A 12,058-nucleotide genomic window follows, 5' to 3' on the forward strand; every position below is an offset into this window, starting at 1 on the left:
CGCCGTTGGCGGGTCTTTTTGTTTGCAGCATGGGCGGCGTAAGGAGCGGGCCTTGCCGTAGATCGGCACTGTGCCGTCAGATAAATGCAGCCGCCGGTGCGCAGCGGTATTGCCCGCTGCCCGTGACCGTAGATGGCGACGCCATTGCGGTACCGCTGACCTCAGTCTTCGCCAATATCCTCGTTCCACACATCCGGGTTGGCAGAAATGTAGCCGCCGAGCAGATCGATACATTCCTGGCTCTGCAGATCGATCACGTTGACGCCATGCTCGCGCAACCACGCGATGCCGCCCTGGAAGGTGACCGATTCGCCCACCACCACCGTGCCGATGTTGAACTGGCGCACCAGCCCGCTGCAGTACCAGCACGGCGCCAGCGTGGTGACCATGATGGTGTCCTTGTAGCGGCGCTGGCGGCCGGCCTTGCGGAACGCATCGGTCTCGCCATGCACCGACGGGTCGTTTTCCTGCACGCGGCGGTTATGGCCGCAGCCGAGCAGGCGCCCGTCGTTGTGATACAGCGCCGCGCCGATCGGGATGCCGCCTTCGGCCAGCCCCAGGCGGGCTTCGGTAATGGCGGTGTCGAGCAGTGCGCGGTAGTCGGGGGTGGTGATCATGCGAGCTCCAAAGGGGCCGCGCCGGCAGGGCGCAGCATGTCGAGATGTGGAATGCCGTCTTCCAGATAGTGCGCGGATGATGGCGCAAACCCATGTGCGGCGTAGAACGATTGCAAATGCGCCTGCGCACCGAGCTGGATTGCGCTCCCCGGCCACTGCGTGTGCACCCGCCGGATGCCTTCGCGCAGCAGTGCGTGCGCCATTCCGGTGCCGCGGAATGCAGCGGCGATGACGACACGACCGATGCTCGGTTCGGAATAACTCAAGCCAGGCGGCAACACACGCAGGTAGGCTGCCAGCTCGGCGCCAGCGGTCGTGCCCAGCACATGCAGCACAGCAGGATCGGTATCTTTGCCATCCAGTTCCGGGTAGGCGCATTGCTGCTCCACCACAAACACATCCGTGCGCAGGCGCAACAACGCGTACAACTGCGTGGTGCTCAGTTGCGCAAACCGCAGGTGTTGCCAGTGCAGGGAAGGGAGGGCTGTGGTGGGCATCAGCGCATGATAGCGGCTGTGTCCCGGTTGAGCTGCGAGGGCATGCCGGTGTGCGGTAGTGGCCGGCAGAACTTGCGCCTGCAAACCAAGGCAAGCACGAGTCAGGCAATGACGGCTGCGACGTTCGCGCCAGCGTTATTCGCCCATGCTGCGGTGACGGCCTTGCTCAGTCGACCGCGCGATCGGTATCGACGGCCACCACCACCGACATGCCCGGCCGCAGCCGCGGGGCCAGCGGCTGGTCTGGGTCGACGCTGATGCGCAGTGGAATGCGCTGGGCGATCTTGACGAAGTTGCCGGTCGCGTTATCGGCCGGCAGCACGCTGAATTCCGAACCGGCAGCCGGCGAAATTTCCTGCACGCGGCCGTGCAGACGTGCGTTGTCGAGCGCATCCACAGTGAAGCTGGCGCGCTGGCCGATGCGGATCTTCGCCATCTGGGTTTCCTTGAAATTGGCCACGATCCATAGCGTGTCCGGCACCAGCGACATCAGCTGTGTGCCGTTGGTGACATAGGCGCCCTGGCGCACGCCAAGCTGACCGAGCTGGCCATCGCGCGGGGCCAGGATGCGCGTGTTGTCCAGGTTGATCTGCGCCAGCTGCACAGCGGCCTGTGCGTTAGCAACAGCGGCTTGCAACGCGGCGCGGTTGACGGTGACGCTGCGTGCGTTCTCTTCGGCAGCCTGCACCGCGGCGCGTGCCTGTGCCACGCCGGCATCGGCCTGCGCGCGTGCGGCGAATGCGGTGTCGCGGTCCTGCTCGGACACCAGTTGCTGGCTGGCCAGCTGCTGCGTGCGCGCATAAGCCGAACGGGTGCGGTCGCGTTGAGCCTGGTTGCTGCTCAGCGCTGCGCGCTGCTCGGCAATCGTTGCCTCGGCGCTATGTCGTTGTTGCGCCCAGTTGGCGAGATTGGCCTGCGCGGTCTGCACCTGTGCATTGGCCTGTTCGAGTTGCTGGGCGTAGATGCGGTCATCAATGCGGACCAATAACTGGCCGCGCTTGACGTGCGCAAAATCCTGTACGGGTACTGCGATGACATAACCGCTGACTTGCGGCGCAATCACCGTGATCTGACCGTGGACCATGGCGTTTTCGGTGCGTTCGATGGCACTGACGAACGGAGGCAGGCGCCATGCGTACAGCACCAGCGCCACGCCGATCAGGGCAAGCCCGCCGAAGCCGATGACCCCAGCGATACGGCGACGCCGACGACGTTGTCGGCCGGCAGGTGGTGAAGAATCCGCAGGTGTATTCATGGGCGTGCAGTGGGGGCAGAAGGAGGGGGCGACACCGGTGGGCGCAGATAGCGGCGCCACAGCAGCACGGACAGGATCCATAGCCCGGTGGCGATGGCGATGCAGCCGATCAACAGGAACACGTCGTTATAGGCCAGCACATTGGCTTCGCGCGTGGCCACGGTGCCCAGCGTGCGTAGACCTTGGGCCTGACGTAGCGCCGGATCGCCGATGCTGCGCCCATACAGGCTTGCATACGCCTGCACGCGCGCAGCTACCTGCGGGTCGGTTAGCACCAGATGGTCGACCAACTGGCTGGAATGGTATTTCTCCCGCACCACCTGCACGCTGCCCAGCAGCGCGCTGCCGAGCAGGCCGCCCATGTTCTGCGCCATGCCGAACAGCACGATGAAACTGATCAGATTGCTCGGCTGCGCAATCACCCGGCCGAGACCGGCCACCATGGCCGGGCCGATGAAGAACGTGCTGCCGAACGCAAGCAGGAACTGGCTCAGATACATCTGTTCGGGGCGAGTGAGGCTGGTGGCATCGGCATCCATGAAGCTACCGATGCAGATGGCCGCCACTGCGATGATCAGATGCTCGGTCACCCGTGCCGGGTTGATCCGCCAGGCGCTGGCCGCCACGCCCACCGCCGCGCCCAGCAGCATCAGCGCGAACAAGGTCTGCAATTGCGTGTTGGCCAGACCCAGGGTCTGGAAGAAACCGATTGCGCCGGTGCTCTGCTCGGACAGCACCAGCCGGATCAGCACGATCGCCAGGCCCAGCCGCAGCATGTCCGCGCTGGCCAGCCAGCGCGTGTTGATCATCGGGTGGCGGCGGTTGTGTTCGATCCAGCCCGCCGTGCACAGCAGCACGATGGACGCGGCCAGCACGACACCCAGCCACGGCGTGCTGGTCCACCACAGCAAACGCCCGAGCGAGAGCACTGCGGCCAGGCCGGCCGCACCGGCCGCGAACAGGCTGAAGGTGAGGAAATCCAATGGCTCGAACACGCGATAGCGGTCGCTCGGCGGCAATTTGAGCGCCAGCACACAGGCCAGCGCGAACACCGCCAGCCCGCACTCGAACAGGTACAGGCCCTGCCACTCGCCAAATTCCAGTAGATCGGTGGAAAAGACCCGTGCCAGCGGTAACGCCAGTTGGGTCATGCCCAGGCCCAGCACCACCGCCTTGAGCCGGTATTTGGTCGGAAATGCCTGCATTACGTAATACAGGCCCAGCGAGCTGAGCGCCGCGCCCACCAGCCCATGCGCGGCACGTACGGTGATCGCCGAGCTCAGGGTGTGCACGAACAGATGCGCAAAGGCGATGAGTGCGTACAGCGCCAGGAAGATTTCGGTAAACCGGCGCAGCCCGAACTGCTGGCGAAACTTCACCAGGAGCAGGTTGGCCGACATGTTGGTCATCACATAGGCGGCCGGCAGCCACGCCATTTCGGTGGCGTAGGCGCCCAGGGTGCCTTGCAGATAGGTCAGGTTGGCGCTGACCAGCGCGTTGCTCAGCCCGCCGGTGAGCGCCACCACCACACCCACCAGTCCGTACTGAATACGCCGCCGGGTGGTGTGCAGCGGGGTGGAGGCCGACCCCGGCAAAGTGGGCCGCTCGTGGGGCTGCCAATCGCGCTGGACGTACTTGTCGCGCACGGAATGCTCGCAGGGCCGGTCGCAGTTGAGACCGCGATTGTGGTCCGGTTTCGGTCACGGTGGCGTCAGCAGTGCGATAATCCGCCCATGAGCGAATCCCCCTATACCTCCGGCACCACCCATTTCGGCTTTCGCGATGTCGCTGCCAAGGACAAGCAGAAGCTGGTCGGCGAAGTGTTCACCTCGGTCGCGCGCAACTACGACCTGATGAACGATCTGATGAGTCTGGGCGTGCACCGCGCATGGAAGCGCTACTTCGTGGCGACCGCGCAGGTGAAGCCGGGCGACCGCGTGCTGGACCTGGCGGGCGGCACCGGCGACATCGCCGTGTTGCTCAAGGAGCGCGTCGGCAACGAGGGCGCTGTGGTGCTGGGCGACATCAACGCCGGCATGCTGTCGGTGGGCCGCGACCGGCTGACCAACCGAGGGCTGGTGTCCGGTTTCGACTACGTGCAATGCAACGCCGAAGCGCTGCCGTTCCCGGACCAGAGTTTCGATCTGGTGACCATCTCTTTTGGCCTGCGCAATGTCACCGACAAGGACGCCGCACTGCGCGAGATGTACCGCGTGTTGAAGGTGGGCGGCCAGGCGCGTGTGCTGGAATTTTCCGAAGTCACCGCCGAGTGGTTCAAGCCGATCTACGACTTCCACTCGTTCAAGATCCTGCCCAAGCTGGGCCAGTTGTTCGCGCGCGATGCCGACAGCTATCAGTACCTGGCCGAAAGCATCCGCAAGCATCCGCCGCAGGAATCGCTCAAGGGCATGATGGGCGAGGCCGGGTTTGCGCGTTGCCACTTCAAGAATCTCACAGGCGGCATCGTGGCGATCCACTCCGGCTACAAGATCTGAAGCCGCGCTGCGGTTGATGGCCAACCCGGCGCGTGCCTTACGCGCCGGGTCTCGTATTAGGAAATCGCTTGTGTTCGCTTGTGTTCGCTTGTGTTCGCTTGATGCGGCTTCGCTGCGCCGCAGGTAAGTGCGGATAGCGAATTTCTGAGACTTTCGTCGTGTTGGTTCCACCCTCTGTCGGCGACACTAGCCGCTCTTTTGCCGGAGAGTTTGATGCGCTCATACGCTGGACTCTCGCGCGTGTTTCCCCGTTCCTTCAGCGCCAAGTTGCTGGCGGTGACGTTTGTCGGCATCCATCTGCCGTTGCTGCTGTTGATCGCGTGGCTGGCCTCGCAGAGCGAGCTGGAAGGGCGCCTGTTGTGGTCGGTGGTGATCGTGGCATTGCTGGCCACGTTGGCCGGCACCGCGCTGACGTTGGTGGCGCTCTATCGCCTGCTGGCGCCGCTCCGCGTCGCCGCCGATGCGCTGGATGCGTATTACGCCGATCAACGTCTGCCCAGTTTGCCCGAGCATGGCGATGATGAGTTGGGCAGGCTGTTGCGCGGCATCAACCGCAGCCTGCGTGGCATCGATGCCGGCATGCGTGACCTCAAGAAACATGCCTTGCTCGACCCATTGACCGAAGCGCTGAACCGGCGCGGCTGCGAACAGGCGATGCGCGATTCGGTCACCGCCTCGCAGCGCGAGGGCTGGCCGTTCGTGCTGTTCGTGCTGGACATGGACAACCTCAAGCAGATCAACGACCGCTTCGGTCACCTGGCCGGCGACCGTGTGCTGGTGCGGTTGGTGGAATCGGCCTACGGTTGGCTGGGCGCGCAGGATTGGGTCGGGCGCTGGGGCGGCGACGAATTCCTGATCGGCATCCATGCCAGCGAAGGCGAAGCCACGCTCAAGCTCAATCAATGGCTGTCGATGCTCGAGCGCGAAAATGCCGACGATGCGCCGCTGCACGTGAGCGCCGGCAGTGCGGTGTGCGAACGAGGTCTGGATGCCACCGAACTGTATCGCCGCGCCGATGCGGCGATGTACCGCGCCAAGTTCTCCGGTGGTCGACGTCTGGTGCGCGATGGGCACGACACGCCGCGCGATCATCCGGTGATCTGACCGCCGGCAACCCGGTGGCGGCAGCAAGCGGCAGGCAATCGCGCGGATCGGCCGCGGATGGCACGGGCAGGCTGCGGCGCAGAGCGCTAAAATGCCCAATTCCCCCTGCTGCGGTGCCGTCGATGCGCTTCCCGTACCTGTCGCTGTCCCTGGCCGTGTCCATTGCGCTGGCCGGCTGTTCCAACGAATCCACATCGCCGGCTGCCACCACCGCTGCGCCGGCCGCCACCGCCAAGGCCCCCGTGAAAGCAGACGCCCGCAACCACGACGAAAGTTCCTACGCCCAGCCGCAGCGGGTGGTGATCAAGGATCTGGCGCTGGACCTGAAGCTGGATTTCGACAGCAAGCAGATCGGTGGCACCGCCACCTACACGCTGGAGTGGAAGGACAAGGCCGCCAAGCAGCTGGTGCTGGATACGCGCGAGCTGAGCATTGCGCAGGTACAGGCCGACGACGGCAGGGGCGGCCTGGCGCCACTGCAGTTCGCGTTGGCGCCGGCCGACAAGACCTTCGGCAGCAAGCTCACCATCGAGACGCCGAACCAGCCGGCCAAGGTCGTGATCACCTATCACACCGCACCGACCGCCTCGGGCCTGCAGTGGCTGGAGCCGTCGATGACCGAAGGCAAGCAGCTGCCTTTCATGTTCAGCCAGTCGCAGGCGATCCACGCGCGCAGCTGGGTGCCGCTGCAGGACACCCCGAGCGTGCGTTTCACCTATAGCGCGCACGTGACCTCGCGTCCGGACGTGATGGTGCTGATGAGCGCCGACAACGACCCCAAGGCCGTGCGCGACGGCGACTACAGCTTCAAGATGCCCGAGCCGATTCCGTCCTATCTGCTGGCCATTGCCGCCGGCGATGTGGTGTTCAAGCCGATCTCCGCACGCTCCGGCGTGTGGGCCGAGCCGGCGATGGCCGACAAGGCGGCCAAGGAATTCGAAGACACCGAAAAGATGATCGGTGCGGCCGAGAAGTTGTACGGGCCGTATCGCTGGGGCCGTTACGACATGCTGGTGCTGCCGCCGTCGTTCCCGTTTGGCGGCATGGAAAATCCGCGCCTGACCTTCGCCACGCCCACCGTGATCGTCGGCGACAAGTCGCTGGTGTCGCTGGTCGCGCACGAACTGGCACATAGCTGGTCGGGCAACCTGGTGACCAATGCGAGCTGGAAGGACATCTGGCTCAACGAAGGCTTCACCACCTACTTGCAGGCCCGCATCACCGAGGCGCTGTACGGCACCGAGATGGCCGAGATGGAGCGCGAGATCGACCAGGGCGATCTGCTGGCCGAAGTGAAGGACATGCCGTCGGCCGACCAGGTGCTGGAGTTGCCGCCGCTGGCGCAGCGCGACCCCGACGAAGCCTTGAGCCAGGTGGCCTACGTCAAGGGTGCGTGGTTCCTGCAGTTCCTGGAGCAGCGCTTCGGGCGTGAGGTGTTCGACCCGTTCCTGCGTGGCTGGTTCGACGACCACGCCTTCCAGAGCGCCACCACCGACCAGTTCGTCGATTACCTCAAGAAGAACCTGCTGGACAAGCATCCCAACACCGTGAGCGCAGCCGAAGTGGATGCGTGGCTGAAGCAGCCGGGCATTCCGGCCTTTGCGGCCAAGGCGCGTTCGCGCAGCTTCTCGATCGTCGACACTGCACGCATCGCCTGGAGCGGCAGCGGCACGCTGCCCAGCAAGCAGGTCACCAGCGAGTGGGGCACGCAGGAATGGGTGCACTTCCTCAGCGGCATGGGCGCAACGCTTAAGCCGGAACAGCTCAAGCAGCTCGATGCTGCGTATCACTTCACCGGCACGCCGAATGGCGAGATCGCGATGCGCTGGTACCCGCTGGCGATTCGCAGCGGGTACACCGACGCGCGTGCGGCTGCGGGCGGGTTCATCGAACGTGTCGGCCGCCGCAAGCTGGTGCTGCCGATCTACGCCGAGCTGTTGAAGACCCCTGACGGCATCGCCTTCGCCGAACAGGCCTTCGAAAAAGCCAAGCCCAGCTATCACCCGATCACCACCGCATCGGTGGCCGAGATGATCGCCAAGGCCAAGGCGGCAACGCCTGCTGCGGCACCTGCTCCTGCAGAGAAACCGGCGCCGACGCAGCAGTAGTTGGTCGCGCAACGCAGAGCCGTCAGCCTGGCGGCACGTGCAACAAACGGGGAGCCTTGTGCTCCCTGTGTGTTGTCTGAGTCCCGACAGGCACGTCCTTGGGCATCGCGTTCAAGAGCAAACGGCTCACTGTGGCGATCAGGCATCGCGTGATCGCTGCCGGGTCAGTGCTCATCGCAGCGGCATCGTTCGCCAACCCTGCGATCTTGCGCCTCTACCAAGCAGTGAGCCTGGAACGATACGAGGCCTCCGCAGCGGACACGTTTGCCGGTCCGGCGATTGCGCGCAGTAACGCGGGCCGTGCTCAATTCGCTGCAGATCTGCCAAGGGATCGGATCGCGTCTCTGATCCGTACCTTGTTGCGCAGCCTCGATGTGCGTTAGCGGGCACGCGTGTGGCCCTGTTTGAACACCGCCACGCATGCATGCGGCCTGCAACGTCGGACTGGTATCGTTGCCGCTGTTTTCCACGCCTTTCGGAGTCGACGATGAAGTATCTGCTGAGTGCGGCCTTGTGCGTCGCTGCCTTGAGTGCCTGCACCGACCGCGAGGTGCAACGTCAGGCGCAGGCAACCGCGCAGGCGCAGGCCAAGGAAACCCAGGCCGAGGCGCTCGCCAAGCAATACGACGAAGCGGTCAAGGTGCAGAACTGGGACATGGCGCGTGCGCATGGTGCGGCCTTGCTCGAAGGCTATGCCGGCACCGCGGCCGCCACGCGCATCGCGCCCGGCTATGCCGACATCAAGGCCAAGGGCGAGCAGGCGCGCGAGCTGCGGCGCATGCAGGCGCTTTGGCAATACTCGCAAGTGCCGGCCAAGGGCGGCACGCAGCGTTCGGCGATGATCGATGCCAAACACGCCGTGGACGTGGATGGCAGCGGGCCCAAGCCGGTGAGCCTGGTGTTTCGCGATCACCCGCAGTGGAAGCGCCACAGCTATCTCGTGCTCAAGGCCGGCGATTTCAATTGCTACGGCGGTTGCAAGGTGCAGGTTGCGGCCGATGGCGGCGCACCGCGCGCGATGGCCGCGCACCGCCCGGACACCGACGAAGCCATCGCCATGTTCATCGACGACGACAAGGCGTTGTGGAAGGCAGTACGTAACGCAAAGCGCATCAGCATTACGTTTCCGGTCAAGGCCGGCGGCACGCGCACCGCAGAGTTCGAGGTGGGTGGCCTGGACAGCACGCAGATGCCAGGCTGGAAATAGGCGCGACGGCGATGGAGTGTTTGCTCAGGCGGAGTGCGCGCAAGCTGGCGCGTCGTCGCCGCACTTGCTCTATCGCACAGTAGATTGGGGGAGATGTCGCTGTAATGCACCGGCATATAGCGCTTGGAGCGGCGAGCAAGGGCGCACGCAGTTACCGGCTGGGCGTGGACGCGCGCAGGGGCCGGGGTGTGTGCAGAGTACATGCCGACCGAGCGCATGCCGCGCGCACCTGACGATGACTGCCGCAAATTTTTAATCGCTTTTGGTGACTTTGCAGCATGCGCACCGTGTATTTACTTCAACGCACCTGCAGCATCGAATCCACCGTTTTCATGGCTTCGCATGGATGGACCGTATGACACCCACAGCGCTATCTCCCTCGTTGTCCGGCTACCGCCATTGGGTGTTCGATATGGACGGCACGCTGACCGAGGCGGCGCACGATTTCGGCTTGATCCGCCGCGTCCTGGACATTCCGCCGCAGGCAGACATCCTGCATCACCTAGCAGCGCTGCCGGCCGACGAGGCAGCGGCCAAACATGCATGGTTGCTCGAACACGAGCGTACGCTTGCGCAGGCCGCACGCGCGGCACCGGGTGCAGTGGCGCTGGTGCGTGCGTTGCGTGCCGCTGGATGCCGGCTTGGCATGCTCACCCGCAATGCGCGCGAACTGGCAAAAATCACTTTGCAGGCGATCGGCCTGGACGATGCATTCGGCTGGGACGATATCGTCGGCCGCGACGAAGCCGCCCCCAAACCCGCGCCAGATGGACTGCATTATTTCGAACGGCGCTGGTCGGTGCAGGGCAGCGCCCTGGTGATGGTTGGCGACCACCATAACGACCTGGCCTGCGGCCGGGCTGTCGGCGCCTGCACTGTCCTGGTCAACACTTCCGGCGATCCGTGGCCCGGCTTCGCCGACTGGCGTTTGAAAGATTGCACGCAGTTGCTCGCGCGCTGGGAAGGCTGAAGTCGGTGCTTTGCGCCTGAGCAAAGCGCGGGACGCCGGCGTACAACGCGCTGGTGGAAAGCTTCAATAGCCGGCTTCGGCAGAAGTGTCTGAATGAGCATTGGTTCTCGTCCCTAACCGATGCGCAGAGCAAATCGAAGCGTGGCTGCGCTTCTATAGCGACGCAAGCATAGGCTCGCCACTAGCAAACGTACTAACCACAATTCTTAACGCGTTGACTTGACGAGGATCTGGCTGGTGACATAAGACCCGAACAGGATCGATGAGCTTCTGGATGAGCTGAAAGAGGCGCTTCCAGCGATGGTTGTTGAAACCCGGACCAGGATGATTTTTGGCCCGCTTTTGCCGGCAAAGCGATGCGATCCATGAAAACGCTGGTCCGTTCCAGGAGTTGGTGCGGCAGCGCATCAGTGCGATGCTTGTCGGCAATGGCTTCCCCTGGTAATCCCCCCGCTTTTAGCGGACGCCAGAAGTGGAGTTATGCAGCCATCGCCAGTTTCATCGCTGGCGTGATGCCGCCTAGCGCCATGTTCGGGCGCTCATGGTTGTACGTCCATAGCCAGCGCGTGGCCTTGGCCTGCACCTGCGCGATGGTGTCGAACAGGGTGCGGGCCAGCCAGGCGTGGCGGACCGTGCGGTTGTAACGTTCAACGTAGGCGTTGTGTTGTGGCTTGCCCGGCTGGATGTGCTCGATGCCGATGCCGTTGCGTTCCGCCCACGCCAGCAGTGCTCCGCTGAGGTATTCGGGCCCGTTATCGCAGCGAATGATGTGTGGCTTGCCGCGCCACTCGATGACCTGCTCCAACGATCGGATCACCCGGGCAGATGGCAGCGACAGGTCGACCTCGATCGCCAGCGCCTCGCGATTGACGTCATCCAGGACGTTGAACAACCGGAAGCTGCGACCATCGGCCAACTGGTCATGCATGCAGTCCATCGACCAGACCGTGTTGATCGATTCCGGTACCGCTAGCGGTTCGGGCTTCTCGCGCACAAGTCGCTTCTTCGGTTTGATCCGCAGGTTCAACTCCAACTCCCGGTAGATCCGGTACACCTGTGGTTCCAGCCAAAGCCCTTCACGTTGCGCAGGTACAGGAAGCAAAGGCCCAAGCCCCAGTCGCGATACGTCGTCGTCAATCGCACCAGCCAGTCCACGATCCGGGCGTTCTCGTCCGATGCGTTGACCTGGTACCTATAGCAGCAGGTCTCACTCACCTCGAAGGTCTGGCAGGCGTGCCGGATGTTCGTGCGTCCGACCTCGACCGCTGTTGGGGCCATCTCCCGACGTTGAGATGGCCTCACCATTTTTTTGCCATCGCCTCCTTCAGCAGGTCGGCACTGAGCTGGGCGTCGGCGTACATCTTCTTCAGGCGCCGGTTCTCGTCCTGCAGCTCCTTGAGCTGGGACATCAGCGACGCATCCATGAAGTATTCCCCGGAAGTCCGGGAGCGCGCGGTGCGGATGGTGCTGGAGCACCAGGACAGGCACAGTTCGCAGTGGGCGGCGATCGAGTCGATTGCCGGGAAGATCGGGTGCACAGCCGAGACGCTGCGCAACTGGGTAGGTCGTGCCGAGCGTGACCAGGGGCTGCGTCCGGGCTTGACGACGGACGAGCGGGTGCGGATGAAGGCGCTGGAGCGGGAGGTGCGCGAGCTGCGGCAGGCCAACGAGATCCTGCGCAAGGCGTCGGCGTATTTCGCCCAGGCGGAGCTGGACCGCCGCTTCAAGCCATGACCGGGTTCGTTGCAGAGCATCGCGATGCCCACGGAGTCGAGCCGATCTGCCGAGTGAACCGCCCCGGTTTT

At 64.2% G+C, this 12,058-nt stretch carries 10 protein-coding genes, 3 pseudogenes and 1 other annotated feature; of the genes and pseudogenes, 8 read left to right on the plus strand and 5 right to left on the minus strand.

What is annotated here, in order from left to right; translation table 11 throughout:
* Window positions 1-161: 161 nt before the first annotated feature.
* The 4 genes from XBLMG947_RS20065 to XBLMG947_RS20080 form a co-directional block, all read right to left on the minus strand.
* Entirely contained in the window at window positions 162-617 is a 456-nt protein-coding gene (locus XBLMG947_RS20065) for a nucleoside deaminase (RefSeq protein ID WP_065470303.1), read from the minus strand.
* Window positions 614-1,114 (minus strand): GNAT family N-acetyltransferase, encoded by a 501-nt coding sequence (locus XBLMG947_RS20070; protein ID WP_065470304.1) that lies wholly within the window; start codon window positions 1,112-1,114, stop codon window positions 614-616. Before XBLMG947_RS20070 ends, XBLMG947_RS20065 begins: the two co-directional genes overlap by 4 nt.
* Before the next feature lie 166 nt (window positions 1,115-1,280).
* Window positions 1,281-2,369 carry an HlyD family secretion protein gene (locus XBLMG947_RS20075; RefSeq protein WP_065470305.1) on the minus strand — a complete coding sequence of 363 codons (1,089 nt, stop codon included), beginning with the start codon at window positions 2,367-2,369 and terminating at the stop codon, window positions 1,281-1,283.
* Window positions 2,366-4,015, minus strand: a complete 1,650-nt coding sequence (locus tag XBLMG947_RS20080; RefSeq protein ID WP_065470306.1) for an MFS transporter — start codon at window positions 4,013-4,015, stop codon at window positions 2,366-2,368. Before XBLMG947_RS20080 ends, XBLMG947_RS20075 begins: the two co-directional genes overlap by 4 nt.
* A gap of 87 nt (window positions 4,016-4,102) precedes the next feature.
* Between XBLMG947_RS20080 and ubiE the strand changes: the two genes are divergently transcribed.
* The 7 genes and pseudogenes from ubiE to XBLMG947_RS23000 form a co-directional block, all read left to right on the plus strand.
* On the plus strand, window positions 4,103-4,864 hold the full coding sequence (ubiE, locus tag XBLMG947_RS20085; RefSeq protein ID WP_008577300.1) for a bifunctional demethylmenaquinone methyltransferase/2-methoxy-6-polyprenyl-1,4-benzoquinol methylase UbiE: 762 nt from the start codon (window positions 4,103-4,105) through the stop codon (window positions 4,862-4,864).
* A 213-nt stretch (window positions 4,865-5,077) separates the two neighbouring features.
* Window positions 5,078-5,968 carry a GGDEF domain-containing protein gene (locus XBLMG947_RS20090; protein ID WP_065470307.1) on the plus strand — a complete coding sequence of 297 codons (891 nt, stop codon included), beginning with the start codon at window positions 5,078-5,080 and terminating at the stop codon, window positions 5,966-5,968.
* 122 nt (window positions 5,969-6,090) lie between these two features.
* Window positions 6,091-8,076, plus strand: a complete 1,986-nt coding sequence (locus XBLMG947_RS20095) for a M1 family metallopeptidase (protein WP_065470308.1) — start codon at window positions 6,091-6,093, stop codon at window positions 8,074-8,076.
* A gap of 98 nt (window positions 8,077-8,174) precedes the next feature.
* A complete protein-coding gene (locus XBLMG947_RS20100) occupies window positions 8,175-8,459 on the plus strand; it encodes a hypothetical protein (protein WP_065470309.1) in 285 nt (94 codons plus the stop codon).
* Between the two features lie 104 nt (window positions 8,460-8,563).
* Window positions 8,564-9,283, plus strand: coding sequence for a hypothetical protein (locus XBLMG947_RS20105; RefSeq protein ID WP_065470310.1), 720 nt, complete (start codon window positions 8,564-8,566; stop codon window positions 9,281-9,283).
* 346 nt (window positions 9,284-9,629) lie between these two features.
* Window positions 9,630-10,253 carry an HAD family hydrolase gene (locus tag XBLMG947_RS20110; protein WP_065470311.1) on the plus strand — a complete coding sequence of 208 codons (624 nt, stop codon included), beginning with the start codon at window positions 9,630-9,632 and terminating at the stop codon, window positions 10,251-10,253.
* 35 nt (window positions 10,254-10,288) lie between these two features.
* A pseudogene (locus XBLMG947_RS23000) lies at window positions 10,289-10,426 on the plus strand (integrase core domain-containing protein); the annotation flags it as partial.
* Between the two features lie 305 nt (window positions 10,427-10,731).
* Here the strand turns inward: XBLMG947_RS23000 and XBLMG947_RS20115 are convergent.
* Window positions 10,732-11,704: pseudogene (locus XBLMG947_RS20115) on the minus strand (IS3 family transposase); the annotation flags it as partial.
* Here XBLMG947_RS20115 and XBLMG947_RS20125 point away from each other — a divergent pair.
* Window positions 11,676-12,058 (plus strand): annotated as a pseudogene (locus XBLMG947_RS20125) (transposase); the annotation flags it as partial. The pseudogenes XBLMG947_RS20115 and XBLMG947_RS20125 sit on opposite strands and share 29 nt — an antisense overlap.
* Window positions 11,942-12,053: a sequence feature (AL1L pseudoknot), on the plus strand. It overlaps the preceding pseudogene by 112 nt.

It is taken from the genome of Xanthomonas bromi (assembly GCF_900092025.1).
GTDB lineage: Bacteria > Pseudomonadota > Gammaproteobacteria > Xanthomonadales > Xanthomonadaceae > Xanthomonas > Xanthomonas bromi.